Below are 21,501 nucleotides of genomic sequence, written 5' to 3' on the forward strand. Positions count from 1 at the left end.
TTAGAATGATCTGTTGATATCCACTTTGCCTCTGTCTCCGACCTTCACCGGATCAGCTGCGTTTGCTAGCTCCTGAACCACTGCACCGCTTACAGAGCTGCGCACTTCAGTGACGAGGATTTTTGCGATGGGTTTGTCCTCGCGATAAATTTCAAAGGGCATCCCTGGCTTCACGCCATCACGGGATCCGACTGACAAAACTGCGATGCCGAGGTCCGGCTTCAAGCTGACGATCCGCGCATCTTGCAGATTCGTCCGTTCCGTGGCCACTTCCTCCGTCTGCGGAGCCGCAGCGGCGGCACTCAGCACAGCCTCAGCTGTCGAGAGGGCCTTGGAAAGGCGGTCGCTGGAGGCAGCATCCGGAGTTTGCACCGTTTTGGCAAACTGGAGGGAGGCTTCAGCCAGCTCCATCAGGCTGTCGGCCAGCTTCTGACGGGAGGTCTCAGCGATCCGCAGATCACTGAGGGAGGCGAGCAGACGCCCCTGCGTCTGTTCAGTTGAGTTTTCCAGGGCGGAGATCCCCAGACCTTCCAAAAGGCCGCGAAGCCTTTCATAACGGTCCTTCAGCTCTGCCGCTTCCTGGTTGGCCGCTGCCGCACTCTGCGTCAGCGCATCCGTTTTATCCTTGGCCGATGCCAGTTGAGACTCCAGAGACTGGATCTTCTGGGCAGCCACCTGCAGCGTCATGTTCAGCTCCTGCAACTCATAGGACGTCTGCGCCTGCGCACCGCCCAGCATCACCACGGCTGCGAAAAGCAGCGTAGCGCACTGGTTAAAACGATGATGCAGACGGGTGGTCATGAAAGTGGGGAGGAGAAAAACGAAAACGCTAACAGTGATTACTTGGCGGCCTTCACCGTATGGGCACCGTGGCCCTTGAAGATACGGGTCAGGGAGAATTCACCAAGGCGGTGACCCACCATGTTTTCCGTGACGTAAACGCTCACGAAGTCTTTGCCGTTATGCACCAGGAAGGTGTGACCGACAAGGTCCGGAGTGATCATTGAGCTGCGGGCCCAGGTCTTCACCGGGCGCTTTTGACCGGCGTCGTTGAGCTTGTCCACTTTGTCGAGCAGGGCTTGCTGGACGAATGGGCCTTTTTTGAGTGAGCGTGCCATAGGGCTATTAAATCAGGATTCGGAAAACAGGTTACTTCTTGGCGTGACGGGTCTGAACAATCAACTTGTTCGTCGCCTTCTTCTTGTTGCGGGTCTTCTCGCCCTTCGCATGGCCCCATGGGCTGAGAAGGTGCTGACGACCACCGCCGGATTTCGAGCGGCCTTCACCACCACCGTTCGGGTGGTCGATCGGGTTCATACACATACCGCGGACGGTCGGGCGGGTACCCTGCCAGCGTGTGCGGCCAGCCTTGCCGGAAACCACGTTCATGTGCTCGGTGTTACCCACCTGGCCAATGGTTGCGTAGCATTCAGCGTGAATCTTGCGGATTTCTCCAGAAGGCATGCGCACCAGGGCGTATTCACCTTCACGGTTGGAGAGGATCGCAGCCTGGCCAGCAGCACGGGCGGCGACGCCACCCCGGCCTGCGGTCAGTTCCACATTGTGGATCTGCGTTCCCAGAGGGATCTTGCGCAGTGGCAGGGCATTTCCCACATCGGGAGCCGCCTTTTCACCGGCGATCACACTCGCTCCGACCGCCAGGGCGTTCGGGGCCAAGATGTAAGCGCGCTGGCCATCTGCATATTCCAGCAGCGCAATGCGGGCGGAACGGTTCGGATCGTACTCGATGGCGATCACTTTGGCAGCTTCATCACGGCGGGCACGCTTGAAATCAATCAGGCGGTAGCGGCGCTCATGACCACCACCAATGTGGCGGGTCGTGATACGGCCGGTGTTGTTGCGTCCGCCGGACTTACGAAGGGCGACCGTGAGGCTGCGCTGCGGGCTGTCCTTAGTGATCTCCTCGAAGGAGTTCCACTCCTTGTATCGATTTGACGGGGTATTGGGCTTGAAAGTTTTCAGCGCCATGGCTCTTCGTCTTTCTGTTTAAAGGGTTACCGAAATTTGAAATTACACCAGGTCCAGGGTCTCGCCGTCTTTCAGACGCACGATCGCTTTTTTCCAGTGGTTGGTGCGGCCAGAGTCAGCACGACGTTCGCGACGCGCTTTGCCTGCATAGTTTGCGGTGCGGACACCCACGACTTTTTTGCCGAAGTGTTTTTCCACTGCCTGCTTGATCTCCAGCTTGTTAGCCTTCGGATGCACGACGAACACATATTCATTGTTCGTTTCACCAAGCATCGTGGCTTTCTCTGTGAGACGGATCGTTTGGATGATCGATTGCGGATCTTTCATATTAGACTGCAGTCCTCCGGGCAAGGATTGGAAGGGCGTCAGCGATCACGAGAACCTGCGGGTAAAGCAGCAGTTGTTCGGCGTTGACCTCTTCAGCGGAAATGAGCTGGACATTCTGCACGTTGCGTGCGGAGCGGAAGGTCAGTTCGTCGAAGGAGCCGACGATCAGAGTCTTCTTGGCGGTAGAAAGCGCATCCACTGCGCTCACGAAACTTTTGGTCTTCCCATCGCTGATGGAGAAGCTCGGGATGGTGGAGATCGCACCATCCGTGATGCGGGCTGTCAAAGCCGTGCGGAAGGCCAGTTTCCTGACGTTCTTCGTGGTCTTTTTGGACCAGTCACGGGTTTTTGGGCCGAAGACGACACCACCACCGGACCAGATTGGGGAGCGCTTGCTTCCCATACGGGCGTTGCCGGTACCCTTCTGGTTCCAGAGCTTCGAGCCGGAGCCGGAAACTTCTGCACGAGACTTGGTGTGGGCGTTACCCTGGCGGCGATTGGCGCGATAGGCGACGAGGACGTCGTTGAGTGCCTGCTTGCCCTGATGACCCTCAACGAGGTTCAAGCTGGCCTGCTTGGCGCTTTCTGTAGAAAGGACGGTTGCTGACATGATTCAATTCCTCCGGGATGTTACTTGGCTGGAGCAGGCTTCTTCTTGGCAGGGCGCACCACGACGATGCTGCCTTTGTTGCCAGGGATGGCTCCGCTGATGAGAAGCACGCCATCTTCCGGGCGGCTCTGGATGACTTTCAAATTCTGCGTGGTCACGCGGTCCACACCATCATGACCGGGCATCTTCTGGTTCTTCCAAACCAGACCTGGTGTCAGACGGCAACCGATGGAACCTGGGCGGCGATGCATCATCGAACCGTGGGTCTGGGGCTGTCCGGCGAAGTTCCAGCGTTTCACAACGCCCTGGAAACCTTTACCTTTTGTCGTGCCGATCACGTCCACCCACTGGCCGGCGCTGAACAGGCTGGCGTCGATGGTTGCGTCTGCTGCAGGGAGCTGGTCGTCAGAGGTGACGCGGAATTCCTTGATGATGCGCTTCGGGCTCACGCCGTGCTTCTTAAAGTGGCCCAGCACTGGCTTGGTCAGGCGGCTTTCCTTCTGGTCATCATAACCGATCTGGACAGCGCTATAACCGTCTTTGCCTGCTGTTTGCTTCACTTGGATCAGAGCGTTGCCGCTGACATCCACAACTGTGACGGCGATGGCTTCGCCTTTGTCGGTATAGACTTTCGTCATGCCGAGTTTTTTGCCAATCAATCCTAAAGACATAGTGATTTACCTCCTGGGGAGTCGTTCGCGGGGTGGAAACTAGATTTTGATCGTGATGTCCACGCCAGAAGGAAGGTTGAGCTTCTTCAGCTCGTCCACGGTGCGGGATGTTGGGTCCACAATGTCAAGCAGGCGCTTGTGTGTGCGGATTTCGAACTGGTCCATGGACTTCTTGTCCACGTGCGGGGAACGGTTCACGGTGAACTTCTCGATACGGGTCGGAAGAGGGATCGGGCCGGCCACTTTGGCACCCGTGCGCTTCGCTGTTTCGACGATGTCTGCCGTGCTCTTATCAAGCACGCGGTAGTCGTAAGCGCGGAGGCGGATTCTGATTCTCTGATTGCTCATGGCGTGTGTCCGTGAAGGGGTTGTCTTAAATTTGCTTAGTGCTACTTGCCGCCGCGCTGCTCGACGATCTGTTCCACAATCTGCTGTGGCACCTGTTCAAAGTGCGAAGGCTGCATCGAGTAACTGGCGCGGCCGGAGGAAAGAGTGCGGATCGTGGTCGAGTAACCGAACATTTCAGCCAGGGGCACTTCAGCACGGATGATGGCAGTCGTGCCGCGGGTGTCGATGCCCTGGATCTTACCACGGCGACGGTTAAGGTCACCCATGATGTCGCCCTGATAATCTTCCGGTGTGGAAGCTTCCACCGCCATGATTGGCTCAAGAAGAATGCACTTGGCTTTTTTCAGCGCGTCCTTGACGGCGAAGATGGCGGCCATCTTGAAAGCGTTTTCGTTGGAGTCCACGTCGTGGCTCGAACCGTCCACCAGATCGATGCTCATGTCGATCACCGGATAACCAGCGATGATGCCATTCAGAGCGGCTTCGATACAACCAGCTTTGGACGGGTTGATGAATTCTTTCGGGATGCTTCCGCCGACGGTCTTGTTTTCGACCACGATACCAGTCCCCTTTTCACCAGGGCGGATCTTGACCACCACGTGACCATACTGACCGCGACCACCGGACTGCTTCACCAGCTTACCGTCGCCATCAGCTTCCTGCGTCAGGGTCTCGCGGTAGGCGATCTGTGGCTTACCAGTGTTGGTTTCCACTTTGTGCTCGCGCTTCAGGCGGTCGCAGAGAATTTCAAGGTGAAGCTCACCCATGCCGGCGATGATCGTCTGGCCGGTTTCTTCATCCGTCTTGACGAAGAAGGTTGGATCTTCTTCCGACAGACGCTGGAGGGCGTTGCCCATTTTTTCCTGGTCACCCTTGGTCTTCGGCTCGACAGCCATGGAGATCACGGGTTCTGGGAAGGTTGGTGGCTCGAGGAGCACTTCCAGGCTCTCATCGCAGAAAGTATCACCTGTGCGGACATCCTTCACACCCACCAGGGCGGCGATGTCACCGGAGTAACAGCAGTCGATGTCCTTATGCACGCTCGCCTGGATCTGGATCAAGCGGCCCACACGCTCAGACTTGCGAGTGCGGGGATTGTAAATCGTGTCACCCTTGCGGACGCAACCGGAATAAACACGGAAGAAAACGAGGCGGCCGAACTTGTCAGACCAGAGCTTGAAGCCCAGGGCGATGAACTTGCCAGCATCATCCGGGATGGCTTCGATTTCGTTCTCAGGCTCATCAATGACGTGGCCTTTCTGAGGGGCGATGTCGAGAGGTCCTGGCAGATAGTCGATCACGGCGTCGATCAGATACTGAACGCCCTTGTTCTTGAAGGCGGAACCACCGGCCATCGGGATGATCTTGTTAGCGATCACGCAGCGGCGAAGGCCTTCCTTGAGCTGCTGGATGGAGATCGGCTGTTCTTCGAGGAAGAGCATGCCGATTTCTTCATCGTGGCTGCAAACCTGGTCCAGAAGACCATCATAAGCTTCTTTAGCTTTGGCGATTTCAGCACCTTCGAGCTCACGGACGGTATAAGTGGAGCCGAAACGGTCGTCATCATTGTAGATGATCGCCTTGTTGTTCACCACGTCGATCTGGCCGATCAGATTTTCTTCAGCACCGATCGGGATCAGGATCGGCCAGGCATTTGCACCCAGCTTCTCACGGACATCTTTGACCACGTTGTCGAAGTTGGCACCTGTGCGGTCCATCTTGTTCACAAACGCGATACGAGGCACACCATACTTCTCAGCCTGGCGATAAACCGTTTCAGACTGCGGCTGCACACCGGCCACACCGCAAAGAACGAAGATCGCACCGTCAAGGACGCGGAGGGAACGTTCCACTTCAGCCGTGAAGTCCACGTGTCCAGGGGTGTCAATGATGTTGACCCGCATGTCCTCGTTTTCGCGCATCTTATAGATGCCCTCTTCCTTGAGCTGCTTCCAGCGTGCTGTCACAGCAGCGGAAGTAATCGTAATACCGCGCTCTTTTTCCTGCTCCATCCAGTCGGTTGTCGCAGCGCCATCATGAACTTCACCAATGCGGTGAATCATGCCTGTATAGAACAGGATACGCTCAGTCAGTGTGGTCTTGCCCGCGTCAATGTGAGCACAGATCCCGATGTTACGGGTGCGCTCCAGAGGGTATTCGCGGTTGGGAGAATTAGGATTCGACATGGGACAGAAAAAAGTGGCGTGAACAGTGCAGCGTGGTGGGGAAAGGAACCGCTATTAGAAGCGGAAGTGGGCGAAAGCGCGGTTGGCCTGAGCCTGCTTATGAACGTCGTCACGCTTGCGGACGGCGGAACCCTGGCCTGTGGAGGCCTCTTTCAATTCATTGGCGAGTGCGCGGTGCATCGGGACGCCTTTGCGACCCCGAGCATAACCGACGATCCAGCGCATGGCCAGAGACTCGGAGCGGCCACCGCTCACTTCCAGAGGCACCTGGTAGGTGGCACCACCGACACGACGCGCCTTGACTTCAACCTTAGGCTTGGAGTTTTCGATGGCGCGGTTGAAGAGGTCCAGAGGATCGATGGAATCCGTCTTCTCATTCAACTGCTCGATGGCGGCATACACAATGCGCTCAGCGAGGGACTTCTTGCCGCTCTGCATCACGCGGGCAATCAGGTGGGCCACAAGCTCGCTATCATAGCGGGAATCTTTGTGAACAGGCTTGTCGTAAACTCTTTTTCTGCGGGCCATAACGGTAAAGGGATCGTGGTGGGCTTAACGGATGATTGATTCAGCAAAGGCTTACTTCTTACCCTTGGCAGGAGCGGCAGCAGCAGCACCCTTCTTCGGACGCTTGGCACCATACTTGGAACGGCCACGGCGGCGCTTGTCCACCCCAAGGCAGTCAAGGGTACCACGGACGATGTGATAACGCACACCCGGCAAATCCTTCACACGTCCGCCACGGACCAGCACGATGCTGTGTTCCTGGAGGTTGTGGCCTTCACCGCCGATGTAGGCGATAACTTCAAAACCGTTCGTCAGACGAACTTTGGCGACCTTACGCAAAGCCGAGTTAGGCTTCTTTGGCGTGCGGGTCATGACCTGAAGGCAAACGCCGCGACGCTGCGGGCAGCTTTCAAGCGCAGGCGACTTCGACTTCACCGCTTTATCTTTGCGGCCGTGTCTGACGAGTTGATTGATGGTGGGCATGGTCTGAAAAAATGTTCCGTTCCTAAATGACCTAAAAGGGCATGGAATCAGAAGAAGACAGTGCCGCCACCCTCGAGAGGGTTTAGCACAGTGTTTTTCCGGTTCACTGCTCCGATAGCAAAGACTCACTCTCGTGAATCATTAGCCAGCACTCACTAGGAGCGCTTGGGCCGGGGAGCGGGCACCTTGGAGGTGATCCCGTTTCGTGCAACATGTTTTTTGCATCTTTGTGAAGTTTTTCACAACCATTTACCTAACACATCCGAAGCATTTCCCCTTCCCCAAAGCCTTTCCAGGCCCTCCCTCCCTGATCCCATCTCTGGTTAGACCGCCAATCCACAATTGGTTAGACCCAGGTAAAACCAGCCTCCCTGCCCGTCCCCATGGAGCGCACGCGTCTCGCGTGCCGTCTTGTGCGTCCCGCGCAAGACCGTTCTCACGCCCCCGTCCGCCACCATGGAGCGCCGACGACCCGTCGGCATACAAAAACAAGTGCCCAGTCCTCAGCTCAGAGCATACCCCGTCCCCCCATGGAGCACACTCGCCAGTCCACCATGGAGCGCGGGCGTCCTCGCCTGCCGTTGCCTGCGTCCCGCAGGGAACCGTTCTCACGTCCCCGTCCGCCCCAACAAGTACTGTGGGAACTCTTGCCCACGACTCGTCCGCCCCAACCCATCCTCGCCCGCAAATCTCCCCGCTTCTCGAAGCCCCAGAACGCTCGTTCGCGGGCAAGAGTTCCCACGGTACTTCATCCCCCGTCCCCCATGGAGCGCCGACGATCCGTCGGCATTCAGAAACCAGTGCTCAGTCCTCAGACTTCCCCCCCTAACCAAGCCCCTAGCTCCTATCCATCCTAAAAGCCCAATTACCCTCTAACTACCAGACACTGAATACCGCGGAGCCCCCTACCCCTCCCCACACAGCGCCGCATGACGCCGCAGCGCCCCTGCACTCCCCAGCTTCAGCTTCTCTTTAATACGGTGGCAGTGCGTCTCCACCGTCTTCACACTCACTCCCAGCTCCTGCGCCAGCTCCCGCGTACTTAGCCCCCGGCCCAGCAGCCGCAGCACCTCCCGCTCCCGGTTGGACAACCCCGCCTCCGCATTCCCGCGCAGCTCCATCTCCCCGCAGGCCAGCGTATTCAGCATCACATGCTCCACCCGAGGGCCGATGTGCCGCTCCCCCCGCACCGCACCCTCCAGCGCCACCATGAGCGCCGTCAGCGGATCCCGCCGCGTCACATACCCGCTGGCCCCCGCCTGGAAAGCCCGCTGCACCGTCAGCGCATCCTCCAGCGCCGTGAAGACCACCACCCGCGCCCCCGCATGCCAGCGCCGCAGCTCCTTAATAAAGGTAAAACCATCCCCCATCGCCAAATCCACCAACACCAGGTCAGGCTCCCCCTGCTCACACCACCGCCGCGCCCCGCTCAGCGAATCCACATCCCCACAAACACAGAGGGAAGACTTCTCCTTGATCAACTGCATCAGCCCCAGCCGTGAGGCAGGCTCCGCATCCACGATGAGAACACGCGTTTTTCCAGGATTTGCCATACGAAGATCGATTTCGTCTTCTGTAATGGAACATCTGACACACATACAAGCAAATTATTACGCAATATCACTTCCCCCTGTAAGCCCCTTACCCCCGCCCCTACCCCCACACCATTTGACACACCTCCCCCTCTTGCGTGCATTTCACCCCGCTGTTGGATGCGTGCATGGCACCACAATTCAGATATATCCTAACACGAACCTCGCTGTTAGGCCTCGGCATCGGCCTTTTGTATATCCCATCTGTATTCAGTCAGACTCCTCCGACTGTCTATATTCAGGTGCCTTCAAACGCCCCAGCAGGGCAGGCAGATTCATCGTTGCTAAATAGGCCTTCAGATAGCGACATGAGGCCCTTTCGCGGAACGAGGCCCAATGATGGTATCCTCATAATACCAGGCCACAGCACCACCCCTCAGCAGGATCTTCAGATGCAAATCTTAGCGCTGGAACTCCAGGTAACAAAACAAAAGGAGCTCATTGATTCTCAAACAGCCTACATCGCCAGACTTGAGGCAGAAATCACCCGGCTCAAACCACCCGTGTCTCCTGAGGCACCTCAACCTTGATTGTTAAATCCTTCCCATACCCATTATGTCCGAAGCCACTCCGCCCAATCCAGCCCTAACTTTAGAGGAACTGAAAAAAGCTGTGGAGACTAAAACCGCTGCCACTGAGCAAGCGGCCGAGGCCGTGAACCAGATAACCACACAGGGTCAGCCCACTACAGAGTCAGCCGCCAACGCAGCCGGTTGGAGTCCAGAGCTGGTCACCCATCTCGGCCTTGGCCTCTTAATCTTCAGCATCCTTCTAATGGGTCTCATCGGCTTTCTCATTTACAAAGAGAAGATCACGCCACCCCTCCATGATGGCCAGTGGCTCGTCCGCACCCTCGTCATTCCCATCTGCGTCATTGCCGCCGTCTTTCTCGTCATCACAGGTTATTCGCAGGACCAGATCGCCCCCGTCATCGGCCTCCTCGGCACCATCATCGGCTACCTCCTCGGCGCCGGCACCCGCACCCCTCCGGATACTGCCGCTCAAGCCCCCACGAGATAATCCATCCGCCATATGCCACATTTTCAGCCGGAACCTCACCTAAAGACCATCTTTTGATATGATTAAATATTGTAATAAGCTGTGTAATACTCGCCTGACACTTTGCTTCATGCCTTTATTGATCATGAGTTGCACAAGCCTTCAAACCACCGAGCAAGGCATTGGCAACCAACAGTTTAGCCCTGAAAAAGATGATGGTATGGGACTGCATTATTTTCTTCCAAAGGCTCTGCTTACTATAGAAGGAGCACCAGATGATAAAAGCCCGGGGGACTTCAAGGTAATCGTCAGTCGAAAAATGGTAGCTGATGATCGCAAAGAATTTCATCTTCGCTGGAAAAACAATCCTTTTTACCACGATAAAATTTCCACTCCCATTGAGGTCAATGAGCAGTGCCTGCTGACCAGTGTACAATTTGATGCCGAAGATAAGACTGCCGCCATTCTGGAAGACCTTACAAAGACTACTATTAATGTCTTCAAGATTCTCGGCGGTGGCGGACCACAGTTAGGGGATGCTCCAGGACCAATGGAATCATTTAGCATTACCTTTGACCCCTTAGATATCGCAGAAACACGATCTGCCCAGTCCGCTTTGAAAGCCCTTATCGGAGGCGATATAAATATATGCCCTCCCGCAAATCGCATACAGAGCTGCATAGGCGATGGGATGTCAGGGCATGATGGCAAATTCGTCGCCGTGGATCATGCTAGTGCGCAGAGAGAAGCCCAAGATCGAGGTGGGGTGCTATATCATCCACCAATGGCCATCGAACTGCGCTTCGATTTTAGACCTAAAGCAAACATCATACATCGTGAAACCGTTCTTGTCCCTAACCCAGATAGAATCGCCAGTTTTCATTTCGGTAGGTCGGCGTTTGTGAAAAGATCCACATCCCTCACATTGAGCAATGGCATGCCGACGAAATTCAGCCTAGACCGTCCTAGTCCCATTCAAGGGTTCACAGGCATGTTAAGCTCCGTTACTACTATCGTTGGTCAAGCCATCCCTACATTGGTCAATGTTAAAGTGAATAAAGAAATTTCAGAAATAAACGCTGAGAAGAGTCTAATCGCGGCTAAAACTGCCCTTGCTAATGCTGAAAAAGCGAAACTGGATGCTGACAGTGCACTCAGCAAAGTAATTCTCAATTCAAGCGCTGGAGGACCCCAATATGGTACTCCAGATGTCAAAAGCAATATGCAACCCGGTCCTGGGTATACACCACCTGGCGGCGGTAATCCAAAGTCTGGGGATGCCTCTGCCCAGTCAGGAAAGAATGAGAGTAAAGAAGACACTAAAATGCTACAGTTCCAGGGAACAGTTGAGCTTCCAAACTAATTAACAGATCCGATTTATGGCCACCAAAAAGGCAATAACAAAGAAACCAAAAGGTATTCCAAAGTCACCAGACTCTGTTCCCGACTCCCCCACTCGATGGATGCCCAGAGGCAACATCGGAGCACGGCTTCCAAATGTAAAAACCGGCTTCAAAACGGAATGTATCATCCCGGCCGCCTCTTCAATAGTCCCCTTTTCCTCTTCGTTAGCACTGCATCCAATTGCAGAGAGTTTAGAGCGGCGCTTAAGCGTCTTATCGGAGTTACACACGACGCCTCAAGTCATCTCCAATCCAAATGCGATGCCTTGGAGTTCCCATGTTTTAATGGAAATGGTGGCTATTGATGGAAAAAGAAAAATCGGGTCGGGGTGGGTGATTGGTCCGCGCACTATCATTACCGCAGGTCATTGTGTGTATGATGGTGGATGGATGCGTGAAATATTAATCACCCCAGGAGGCCATGGCTCGCAATTTACTAAGCGCATCCGTGGCATCCATTGGAATACTACAGATGATTGGATCAATGGATCAACATCCGCACTTCGAGAAAGTGCAGATGTTGGAGTCGTCTATCTAGACCAAGACATCTCTATAGACACCGGAATCCTTAAATATGCTACATATAGTGACAGTGTGATATCCCGTATTCCTGCGGGCCGGATCAGTGTTGCAGGCTTCCCCGCTGACCCTTATGGAACATTTTTGGCAGATTCCGGCACATTACGCGGATACACGGCGTCGCATCTTATTTACGACATTCAAACCTATAAAGGCCAAAGCGGAGCCCCTGTTCTTTATTGGGAAAGGGATGACTCTCCCACAGTCATTGGCATTCACCACTGGGATGTAACAAATAATTTGAACCGTGCCATACGAATCACTCCAGAAGCAGCCAGCTTGTTATTGAACTGGACAGCCTAATCCCCTCAACCCACCTTCTCCGCGCAGTCGGGGCACTGGCCGAAGAATTCGAGCTCGTGGTACAGCTTTTTGAAGCCGGATTTTTTGGCGATCTGCTTTTCCAGGACTTGTACGGGGCAGGCGATGTCCAGTTTCTCGATGCGGCCGCAGTCGTTGCAGATGAGGTAATCGCTGTGCTCACCGGGCAGGATCATGGTGTAGTAGGCGGAGCGGTCATGCAGGCCCAGGCGGCGGATGAGGGAGCGTTCCTCCAGCTTCATCAGCAGGCGATAGACGGTCGCTTTGTCCGCGCCGCTGTCCAGGTCCTTGGATTCGGCGATGTCTGCCAGCGTCAGTGGCTGGCAGGCATCGATGAGGATGGACAGCACATCCTCCAGCGCCTTGGTGCGGCGCAGGCCGGAGGCGCGGGCGCGCTCCACGGCCTCCTTGACCAGCTTTTCGGGCTCAGGCCGCACGCAGCCTTCGTGGTGATGATGGTGATGTTTGCTCACAGTGCTTCTTGTTATACACAACGGCTCTGCCGCGTCAGGTGTTGCTAAAAGTCACACCTGCTTACTCGGCCTTGCGTTTGAGCTGGGGGAAAAGGACCACGTCACGGATGCTTTCAGCCCCGGTCAGCATCATGATGAGGCGGTCGATGCCGATGCCGATGCCGCCTGCGGGGGGCATGCCGTGCTCCAGGGCCAGGATGAATTCTTCGTCGATCTTTTGGATCTCCTCGCCGGCCTGGTGCTCCAGGCGCTCGCGCTGGACGATGGGGTCGTTCAGCTCAGAGTATCCGGGGCTGATTTCCTGGCCGTTGATGACGAGTTCGTAAACGTCCACCACGGAATCATCCGTGGTATTCTGCTTGGCCAGGGGCACCAGCTCCTTCGGCACATGAGTGACGAAGAGAGGGTTGAAGCTCTTTTCTTCCACCAGTTTTTCAAAGGCCTTCTGGTCCAGCTCATAGTGCTCATCCCCGGCATGGATCTCATGCACGCCCAGGCTCTGCGCACGCTGCACTTTTTCTTCCTTGCTGAGGGTGAACCAATCCTCCCCGGCAGCCCCTTTCACCAAGTCCCGGTAGGGGGTGCGCTTCCAGGGGCGGCTGAGGTCGATGAAGGCCTCCGCACTCAGTTCTTCCAGCTTGGCCAGCATGCCGGCGAAGAAGCCCTTCTGGCCTTCGTTCAGGTGGTCGCCGCAGGCGGTGACAAAGCGGGTCATTTCTTCCTTGGCCGTCTGGGCCACAGTATTCGCGCTGTCATGGTCCAGCTCATTGAGCGCCTTGTGCGCCATGGCGATCACGGCCTGGAATTCGGTATTCGCCTCCGGGGTCAGCGTCAGGTTATGCTCCTGGCACAGGCGCGGGATCATGAACAGGATGGCACGCACTTCCGTCACGCGATTGCGCTTGATGCGCAGTCCGCCGCAGAACTTTTCCGCCAGGTGGCAGATCAGGCTTTCCACCAGGTCCGCCATCTGCTCGAAGTCGGAGAAGGCCCAGTAGGCCTCCAGCATGGTGAATTCTGGATTGTGGCGGCGGCTCACACCTTCATTGCGGAAGTTGCGGTTCAGCTCAAAGACGCGTGTGAAGCCGCCCACGAGCAGCCTTTTCAGGTAAAGCTCCGGCGCGATGCGCAGGTACATCTTCTGGTCCAGGGCATTGAAGTAGGTCTCAAACGGACGCGCAGCGGCCCCGCCGGGGACGTCCTGCATCATGGGCGTCTCCACCTCCATGAAATCGCGGCCATGCAGGAAGCTGCGGATCTCCGCCACCATCTTGCTGCGGGTCACGAAGATTTCCCGGCTGCGGTCATTGGAAATGAGGTCCAGGTAACGCTGGCGATATTTGATCTCGCGATCCGCGATGCCATGCCACTTGTCCGGCAGCGGGCGCAGGGCCTTGCCCATGGGGGTGAGCACCTTCACATGGATGGAGTTTTCCCCCTTCTTGGTCACGAAGCTCAGGCCCTCAATGCCGACGAAATCGCCGATGTCGATCTGGTGGACAAAGAGGTCGTAGGCTTCCTCGCCCACATCGTTCTTGCTCAGGTAGCACTGGATGCGGCCCGTGATATCGCCGATGTCAAAAAACGTCGCCTTGCCCATCTGGCGGCGGGAGAGGATGCGGCCAGCCACGCGGACGTCCAGGCCCTCCGTGAAATTCGCCTTCAGGGTGCCGGGATCATGGGAGACCTCGAACTTGCCGCCGAAGGCCGCGATGCCGCGTTTCTGCAACTCCTCCAGCTTGTGGCGGCGGAATTGGAGCAGTTCGGATTCGGAGTGTTCAGGAGCAGGTTGCATGGTCAGACGAATAATGGGGCCGTGTCTTTAGCCCGTCCAGCCAGCCTTTGCCACGGCAAAATGATGGCGTGTGGTGGATGAAGGGGGAAGCGGTGGGGTCCGGTGTCGCCGCGCCCGCCAGGGCGTGGGGTCTTGTGTGGCTGCGCCCGCCAGGGCGTGGGTCCGATGTGGCTGCGCCCGCCAGGGCGTGGAGTCTGGTGTGGCTGCGCCCGCCAGGGCGTGGGGGTTAGGGATGGAGTGTTGGAGGGATGTGAAGGTGAGCTTCGATGGTGGGTTGGATGGGTGGAGGCTGGTAGGGGGCTTCGAGGTGGCTATCCGCTCAGGGACTGAGCGGGCTACTTTTGAGATGGGGTGGAGGTTTCGAATGGGGAAATGGGGAGCGATTGTTATTTTTCCCCATTTGGGGATTTTTCCAGGTAAGGGGTTGAGGGTGAATGGATTGCGCATGGTGATTCATGGGGATTTTGTTCCCCATGGGGGAGATTGGGGGAATTTTGAATGCCGACGAGGGCGTCGGCGCTCCGTGGGTCTGCGCCCGCCAGGGCGTGGAGGGGTGGTATATTTTGATCGGTTTACCGCAGAGGGGCAGAGGGGTGAAGGAGGCAGAGTGCTTGTTTCTGAATGCCGACGAGGGCGTCCGCACTCCGTGTGGCTGCGCCCGCCAGGGCGTGGGGTTTGGAGGATCGATGGCGTGAGAACATTTGTGAGGGCGAAAGGGGGTCGCAGAAAGCTCGCCCACTCGCTGGTGCGAGCAGCTACAGGTGGCTGATGGGGAGCGATTGTTATTTTTCCCCATTTGGGGATTTTTCCAGGTAAGGGGTTGAGGGTGAATGGATTGCGCGTGGGGATTCATGGGGATTTTGTTCCCCATGGGGGATTGAGGGGGATTTCTGAATGCGGACGAGGGCGTCCGCGCTCCGTGGTCAGAGGGCAGACGGGGCTTGAAGTACGGTGGGCACTCTTGCCCGCCTGGGTGGGGGGCAAGTGATGCGGGCACTCCTGCCTGCAACTTCGCGGCTTCGAGAAGCGGGGAGATTTGCGGACGGGGATGGGTTGGGGCAGACGAGTCGCGGGCAGAGTGCCCACGGTACTTGTTGGGGCGGACGGGGGCATGAGAACGGTTCCCCGCGAGACGCGGGCAACGGCACGCGAGATCGCCGCAGTCGCGGGACAGGCGCGCGCGCTCCATGGCGGACGAGGGCGCAGGGGCATGCGGAATTTTCCGGGCGGTAAACGGGGATGGCAAGGGGCTAGGGGTGGCACTTGGGCCAAGTGAGGAAAATTGGGGGTCCTCTCCAACGTCATGTCGTTCCTGCGCACTAGCTACCCCCCACCCCAAAGGTCCGACATCCCGGCCCATCTGCACCCCAGACTGGCCTTCACCTGTCTGCCCCTAAATGAACCTCTGCATCCACTTCCATACCTAGACAAACGCCTCTTCAGCACTTGCTGCGTCGGGTTCATCACTTAACTGTCCTGATGAAGGACCTTTTGAATCCTCTGCCCAGCATTCAGCATACTCACGTGTGCACTTACATTGAATGCAATGCCCAGGTGGAGACAGCGGCCCGAGCCTATCGCTTTGGCCTGTTAGAAGGCAGCCCACAAAAGATGGTCGTTTTTTTCCAGACGGTTAGACATCAGCCAGGGTCATTCGCCACCTGGACTCAAATGGACATCGAGGATGCCATTGCAGAGCGAATACGGTCCGAGGTGAATACCATCCATATCCCTTTATGCTCGCCAGCACGCAATTGGAGTTCAATGCACTGCAACCGCTCCCTAATGCTAGAAGCTCGGGGAATGGCACTGGACCTTTGGTGGGATTCAGAAGACAGCCCCCTGGGGGATGCACTCCGCCCACTGCTCTGTCTGTTAAGAGATGTAGTGAAAGCAACAGAATTAATCTCTGAGAAAAAACGCAGGGCAATAATCCTTGATGATGAGTTGTGAGTGGGAAACGGCATCAGGCTGCGACTCTTGATAAAAAGATCGTCAAGCCCAGATCTCCAGCCTCCGCCCTGATCCCCGCCTGAGTTCGGCTTCAATGCCTATCCGTGTTCATCCGTGACATCTGTGGTTAAATCAGGATTTAGCGGGCTTTTTTAAAGCTGTCAGCCCTCACTTCATCCAAAAACGCAGCAGCTTCTTCGGCCAGTTTTGTTTCCAGGAAATTGTCGATCTCATACTCCTTTTTTTCCAGTACCAAAGCGAGGCCACCATACAATCGGCCGCTCGTTAGCGTATGCGTGACCCAGGTAACATCAGACCATGGGAAGGTGATCTCCTTCTTGTAAAAGGGTGCTACATGCAATATTTGAATTCCAGTGCGGTCCGCCACACACTTCACGGTGGAGAAAGTTTGGAGGTATTGATCACCCAAGAAAATAACCCCTCCAATCATCCACAACACACTCCACAGCCCGACAAAAACTCGGGTGCTTGTCACCAAATCAGGGTCATCAAAGCTCACGACCGCCTTTATACCCAGTCCTCCGAAAAGGAGCAAAAAGAGACAGCAACAACCAGCAAAGGTATATCAACCGCTTTTCTAAAATTCCAGGTGGTTATCTCTAAACCAGAGCTGGTTCGACGGGATTTAAGGGTCCTTGAAGCAAAAGTCTGCATGCATATTTATATACTGGAGAAACTGCGTCAGCCTATTGTTCACCAAAAAATCATCGATCCAAGATTCCCAGCCTCCGCCCTGAGCCCCACCTCATTCAGCTCAATCCCCATCCCTGGCCATCTGCGGGCAACCAGGGTTATGCCGATGAGCTTGGGAAAGGTAGAAAGCACAAATGCTGCGTTTCATGCGTTTCAGCGTTTCAATCTTTTTGGGTGCGGGACTTTGTTTGGGAGAGGAGTTGTTGTTTGCGGGTGGTTTCGGCCTGCTGGAACTCTTGCAAGCGCTGGCTGCTGCCGAAGAGGGTGAGGAGCTGGACCTCGGCAGCGAGGCGGATGCTGTCTTGGCGGGTGATGCTTTGTTCCCAGTGGGCGCTGTCGCGGGCGGTTTTGCTGAAATCTCCTACGGCGAGGGGGCGGTCCTGGAGGAACTGCATGGAATCTTCATGCAACTGGGTCTGGCGGTCCTGAATGATTTGGAGGGCGTGGGTGATTTGGGGTTCGCCAAAGCCCCATTCACTGAAGAGCTGGCGGTAGGTGGGTTCCATGGCGCGCATCCAGTTTCCAATGCTTTCGCGGGTGAGGGCGGGGGTGAAGCGGGAGGCTATTTCACTCATCTCCAGGGCGCGATTCATGGCCTGGGCGGCGTGGGTGGTCTGGGGCGAGGTGTTTTTTTCCAGGGGGGCCGGGGGCTGTTTTTCTAGTTGGGGCGGGGCGGCGGGGATGATCCCCTGCCCTGCGGTGGGGGCCAGCCTCTGCCAGGCCAGGGTGCCTAACAGCATGAGGCTGAGGAGGAGGAGGGCGGCGGTTTTCATGGAGGGGTGGGCTGGATGGTAGGAGGGCGGGTGGGGGCTTCGAGGTGGCTGTCCGCTCAGGGGACTGAGCGGGCTACTTTTTGAGGGCTAACTTTGCTTCTTTGCTCCTCTGCGGTAAAAACTGGGCGTTCTGCTGTCATCGGTTGGCCGCAATGGGGCGGAGTTGGAGGGGTGGGCTGGATGGTAGGAGGGCAGGTGGGGGCTTCGAGGTGGCTGTCCGCTCAGGGGACTGAGCGGGCTACTTTTTGAGGGCGGGAGCTAAATGTTTTGTTTATAGATTATCGGTGATTTTAGCAAGTGTGTTGTGGAGGGGATGCAGGGATAGAACGGAGTTTGGGGGTTGGAGGGGGCTGCTTTTACAGGATTAACAAGATGGCAGGGTTGACAGGATTTTGGGAGGGACAAGGGGGCGACAAGGCGCTGCGGATAGGTGCGATGGGGGCAGATACATCCTATAGGGTTTTGAACTGGGCTGCTAACTCTGAGCACTGAGGACGGGTATCTGAATGCCGACGAATCGTCGGCGCTCCATGGTGGCGGACGGGGTTTGGAAGTACGGTGGGCACTCTTGCCCGCCTGGGTGGGGGGCATGTGATGCGGGCACTCCTGCCTGCAACTTCGGGGCTTCGAGAAGCGGGGAGATTTGTGGCCGGGGATGGGTTGGGGCAGGCGAGTCGCGGGCAAGAGTGCCCACGGTACTTGTTGAGGCGGACGGGGGTTTGAGAACGGTTCCCCGCGAGACGCGGGCAACGGCACGCGAGATCGCCGCAGTCGCGCGGGACAGGCGCGTGCGCTCCATGGGCGGACGGGGGTTTGACAGGGGGCGTTGGGCGTCTATTCTCTGCGCCCGTTTTTAAAACCTTTCTCTTTTTCTATCCCTTCCTATGAGCAACACGACCGGCAATAGCAGTACGCATGAGTTCCAGGCTGAGGTAAAACAGGTCCTGGATATCGTGATCCACAGTCTTTATACGGACCGCGAAATCTTCATCCGGGAGCTGGTCTCCAATGCGGCGGATGCGCTGGAGAAGATGCGCCTGACGCAACTGACGGAAAAGGAAGTCTATGGGGCGGAGCTGCCGCTGGAGATCCACATCACGACGGATGAGGCGGCGGGGACGCTGACCATCGCGGATCACGGCATCGGCATGACGCGGACGGAGCTGGTGGAAAATCTGGGCACCATCGCGCATTCGGGGTCGAAGGCGTTTGCGGCGGCGCTGAAGAACGCAGGCAAGTCCAATGAGGCGTCCCTGATCGGCCAATTTGGCGTGGGATTTTACAGTGCCTTCATGGTGGCGGATGAGGTGCGGGTGCATACGCACTCCTGGCGCATGGAGGGTGAGCCGCTGGTGTGGACGAGCACGGGTGCGGGCACGTATTCCATCGAGGACTCGGCCGAGGAGGTGCGGGGCAGCCGCATCGTGATCAAGCTGAAGGAGGATGCGCTGGAATTTTGCCGCCCGGACCGGGTGAAGAGTGTGCTGGGCAAGTATTCAAACTTTGTGGGCTTCCCCATCCAGCTCAATGGTGAGCGGGTGAATACGGTGGAGGCGATCTGGCTGAAGAGTAAGGATGAGGTGACGGAGGAGCAGTATAAGGCTTTTTATCAGTTCACGGCGCATGCGTTTGATGAGCCGAGCTATCGCCTGCACTTCCAGGCGGATGCGCCGCTGGTGATCAATGCGCTGCTTTTCCTGCCGGACCAGAATATGGAGGCCTTCGGCATGGGGCAGATGGAGCCGGCAGTGGGCCTGTATTGCAAGAAGGTGCTCATCGACCCGCATCCGAAGAAGCTGCTGCCGGAGTGGATGCGCTTCGTGCGCGGGGTGATCGACAGTGAGGATCTGCCGCTGAATATTTCCCGCGAGTCCATGCAGGACAGTGCGCTGGTGCGGAAGCTGGGTGAGGTGGTGGCGAAGCGCCTGCTGAAATTTCTGGATAAGGAAGCGCAGGATGATGCGAAGAAATTCCAGGAGTTTTACGCGAAGTTTAGCCGCTTCTTCAAGGAAGGCGTGGCGACGGACTATCTGAACCGCGATGCCATCGCGAAGCTGCTGCGCTTTGAATCCAGCCTGACGGAGAAGGGCGAGGTGATCGGCCTAGCGGACTATGTTTCACGGATGAAGGAGGACCAGAAGGCGATCTATTACCAGGTGGCTCCGTCCCGCAATACGATCGAGTCCGGTCCGTATGTGGAGGCCTTTAAATCGAAGGGCTATGAGGTGCTGTATCTGTATGAGTCCATCGACGAATACGTGGTGAACAGCCTGCGCGAGTTCGACGGTAAGCCTTTGCAGGCGGTGAACAGCAATGAAGTGGACCTGGGCGATCTGGCCAATGAGGGCGAGGCGCTGAATGAGGCGGAGACGCAGATGCTGTGCGACTGGCTGAAGGGCCGCCTGGCGAGCGGGGTGGAGGATGTGCGCAGTGGCAAGCGGCTGGTGAGCAGCCCGGCACTGGCCATCACGCCGGATGGTGAGATGACGCCGCAGATGCGCCAGATGATGCGGGTGATGAAGCCGGATGAGGTGGAGGCCCCGAAGGTGATCCTGGAGATCAACCCGCGTCACGAGATCGTGAAGAAGCTTTCCGCGCTGAGCGTGAGCGATGCGGACAGTGCGCAACTGGTCGCGGAGCAGGTGCTGGACAATGCGCTGCTTTCCGCCGGGCTGCTGGATGATCCACAGCGCATCGTGGCGCGGACGGAGAAGATCATGGAGCGCCTGCTGGCGAAGTGAGTTTAGCGGCCTGAAAAGGGCTGATTGAGAAAAAGGCATCACGTTTCGGCGTGATGCCTTTTTTGTTAGGTGGGGGGATATGGGATGGGATGAGGGATTTTTAAACTTCTTTGCCTAACAATAGGCTTAGCCCTCTCTGCTCCTCCGCCCCTCTGCGGCAAAAGGGGTGTCACACTGATATGGATTTACCGCAAAGAGGCAGGGGGGCAGAGGTGGCGGAGAGTTTTGTAGTCCCGGCTTTAGCCGGTCTGGCCATCGATGACTTTGTGGGGACTCAGCAGCCAATGCACCGGCTGAAGCCGGGACTACAATGCACAAAAAAGCCGGAGCGCTTTCACGCTCCGGCTTCCTTTCCTGGCAGGATCTCTCCTGCCCAAGTTCTTAGTGTTCGTAGCCGGACTCGCCGTGCTCGGAGAGGTCCAGACCCACCTGCTCCACTTCGTCCGTTGGACGCAGGCCCACGATCAGTTTCACCACCAGGGTGATCACGAAGGTTGCCACCACGCTCCACACGATGGTCACTGCCACTGCTTTGAGCTGCTCCATGAGCAGGCCTTCTTTCAGACCTGCCACGATGGAGTTGGCCTTCTCATCGGCCAGCACGCCTGTCAGGATCGCTCCCATCGTTCCGCCCACACCGTGCACACCAAAGGTGTCCAGTGCGTCGTCATAGCCCAGGATCTTCTTCAGGAAGGCCACCGCGATGAATGGAACGATACCAGCTGCCACACCCATGATCACTGCGCCATTGGCAGTCACGAAACCAGCTCCGGGAGTCACCACCACCAGACCGGCCACGATGCCCGAGCAGAAGCCCAGCACGGATGGCTTGCCACGAGTGATCCACTCCAGGAGGGCCCACACAAATCCGGCGATGGCGGCTGCCAGCGTCGTGGTCATGAATGCGTTGGAGGCGATGCCATCAGCACCCAGAGCGGAACCGGCGTTGAAGCCATACCAGCCCACCCAGAGCATGCCTGTGCCCACGGCGCAGAGCACCATGCTGTGAGGAGCCATCTGCTCTTTGCCGTAACCTT

20 protein-coding genes are annotated in these 21,501 nt (G+C 56.9%); 4 read left to right on the forward strand and 16 right to left on the reverse strand.

All coding sequences use genetic code 11. From position 1 onward, the window contains the following. From EI77_RS22270 to EI77_RS22320, 11 genes are all read right to left on the reverse strand, one after another. A complete protein-coding gene (locus EI77_RS22270; RefSeq protein WP_133797527.1) occupies positions 1-801 on the reverse strand; it encodes a hypothetical protein in 801 nt (266 codons plus the stop codon). 38 nt (positions 802-839) lie between these two features. Then, on the reverse strand, positions 840-1,118 hold the full coding sequence (gene rpsS, locus EI77_RS22275; protein ID WP_133797528.1) for a 30S ribosomal protein S19: 279 nt from the start codon (positions 1,116-1,118) through the stop codon (positions 840-842). Between the two features lie 31 nt (positions 1,119-1,149). Beyond that, positions 1,150-1,989 (reverse strand): 50S ribosomal protein L2, encoded by an 840-nt coding sequence (rplB, locus tag EI77_RS22280; protein WP_133797529.1) that lies wholly within the window; start codon positions 1,987-1,989, stop codon positions 1,150-1,152. A 42-nt stretch (positions 1,990-2,031) separates the two neighbouring features. Next, positions 2,032-2,316 carry a 50S ribosomal protein L23 gene (gene rplW / locus EI77_RS22285; RefSeq protein WP_133797530.1) on the reverse strand — a complete coding sequence of 95 codons (285 nt, stop codon included), beginning with the start codon at positions 2,314-2,316 and terminating at the stop codon, positions 2,032-2,034. Between the two features lies 1 nt (position 2,317). After that, positions 2,318-2,926 carry a 50S ribosomal protein L4 gene (gene rplD / locus EI77_RS22290; RefSeq protein ID WP_133797531.1) on the reverse strand — a complete coding sequence of 203 codons (609 nt, stop codon included), beginning with the start codon at positions 2,924-2,926 and terminating at the stop codon, positions 2,318-2,320. Between the two features lie 20 nt (positions 2,927-2,946). Beyond that, on the reverse strand, positions 2,947-3,597 hold the full coding sequence (gene rplC / locus EI77_RS22295; RefSeq protein ID WP_133797532.1) for a 50S ribosomal protein L3: 651 nt from the start codon (positions 3,595-3,597) through the stop codon (positions 2,947-2,949). Between the two features lie 39 nt (positions 3,598-3,636). After that, a complete protein-coding gene (gene rpsJ / locus EI77_RS22300; protein ID WP_133797533.1) occupies positions 3,637-3,945 on the reverse strand; it encodes a 30S ribosomal protein S10 in 309 nt (102 codons plus the stop codon). Positions 3,946-3,986: 41 nt separating this feature from the next. Next, a complete protein-coding gene (fusA, locus tag EI77_RS22305; RefSeq protein ID WP_133797534.1) occupies positions 3,987-6,131 on the reverse strand; it encodes an elongation factor G in 2,145 nt (714 codons plus the stop codon). A 54-nt stretch (positions 6,132-6,185) separates the two neighbouring features. Next, positions 6,186-6,659 carry a 30S ribosomal protein S7 gene (rpsG, locus tag EI77_RS22310; protein ID WP_133797535.1) on the reverse strand — a complete coding sequence of 158 codons (474 nt, stop codon included), beginning with the start codon at positions 6,657-6,659 and terminating at the stop codon, positions 6,186-6,188. A 51-nt stretch (positions 6,660-6,710) separates the two neighbouring features. Beyond that, complete coding sequence (gene rpsL / locus EI77_RS22315; RefSeq protein WP_133797536.1) at positions 6,711-7,121, reverse strand: 30S ribosomal protein S12; 411 nt, start codon at positions 7,119-7,121, stop codon at positions 6,711-6,713. A 905-nt stretch (positions 7,122-8,026) separates the two neighbouring features. Beyond that, positions 8,027-8,674 carry a response regulator gene (locus tag EI77_RS22320; protein WP_166647445.1) on the reverse strand — a complete coding sequence of 216 codons (648 nt, stop codon included), beginning with the start codon at positions 8,672-8,674 and terminating at the stop codon, positions 8,027-8,029. Positions 8,675-9,268: 594 nt separating this feature from the next. On the opposite strand from EI77_RS22320, the gene EI77_RS22325 reads away from it, so the two are divergent. The 3 genes from EI77_RS22325 (at position 9,269) to EI77_RS22335 (ending at position 11,997) form a co-directional block, all read left to right on the forward strand. Continuing rightward, positions 9,269-9,733 carry a hypothetical protein gene (locus EI77_RS22325; RefSeq protein WP_133797538.1) on the forward strand — a complete coding sequence of 155 codons (465 nt, stop codon included), beginning with the start codon at positions 9,269-9,271 and terminating at the stop codon, positions 9,731-9,733. Positions 9,734-9,842: 109 nt separating this feature from the next. Continuing rightward, positions 9,843-11,075, forward strand: a complete 1,233-nt coding sequence (locus EI77_RS22330) for a hypothetical protein (RefSeq protein WP_133797539.1) — start codon at positions 9,843-9,845, stop codon at positions 11,073-11,075. 16 nt (positions 11,076-11,091) lie between these two features. After that, the gene (locus EI77_RS22335; protein WP_133797540.1) at positions 11,092-11,997 is read left to right on the forward strand and encodes a trypsin-like serine peptidase; all 906 of its coding nucleotides are present in this window, start codon (positions 11,092-11,094) and stop codon (positions 11,995-11,997) included. Between the two features lie 5 nt (positions 11,998-12,002). Here the strand turns inward: EI77_RS22335 and EI77_RS22340 are convergent, their stop codons facing one another. From EI77_RS22340 to EI77_RS22355, 4 genes are all read right to left on the reverse strand, one after another. After that, on the reverse strand, positions 12,003-12,488 hold the full coding sequence (locus EI77_RS22340; RefSeq protein ID WP_243839013.1) for a Fur family transcriptional regulator: 486 nt from the start codon (positions 12,486-12,488) through the stop codon (positions 12,003-12,005). Between the two features lie 61 nt (positions 12,489-12,549). Next, positions 12,550-14,283 carry a lysine--tRNA ligase gene (locus EI77_RS22345; RefSeq protein ID WP_133797541.1) on the reverse strand — a complete coding sequence of 578 codons (1,734 nt, stop codon included), beginning with the start codon at positions 14,281-14,283 and terminating at the stop codon, positions 12,550-12,552. A gap of 2,092 nt (positions 14,284-16,375) precedes the next feature. Then, positions 16,376-16,666: a hypothetical protein gene (locus tag EI77_RS22350; protein WP_133797542.1), complete on the reverse strand. Its 291-nt coding sequence runs from the start codon at positions 16,664-16,666 to the stop codon at positions 16,376-16,378. Between the two features lie 445 nt (positions 16,667-17,111). After that, complete coding sequence (locus EI77_RS22355) at positions 17,112-17,723, reverse strand: hypothetical protein (RefSeq protein ID WP_133797543.1); 612 nt, start codon at positions 17,721-17,723, stop codon at positions 17,112-17,114. Between the two features lie 884 nt (positions 17,724-18,607). Between EI77_RS22355 and htpG the strand changes: the two genes are divergently transcribed. Next, complete coding sequence (gene htpG / locus EI77_RS22360) at positions 18,608-20,464, forward strand: molecular chaperone HtpG (RefSeq protein ID WP_133797544.1); 1,857 nt, start codon at positions 18,608-18,610, stop codon at positions 20,462-20,464. A 381-nt stretch (positions 20,465-20,845) separates the two neighbouring features. Here the strand turns inward: htpG and EI77_RS22365 are convergent. Further along, on the reverse strand, positions 20,846-21,501 hold a 656-nt coding region (locus tag EI77_RS22365; RefSeq protein WP_133797350.1), incomplete at its 5' end, for an ammonium transporter.

Source organism: Prosthecobacter fusiformis (assembly GCF_004364345.1).
Taxonomy (GTDB): Bacteria; Verrucomicrobiota; Verrucomicrobiia; order Verrucomicrobiales; family Verrucomicrobiaceae; genus Prosthecobacter; species Prosthecobacter fusiformis.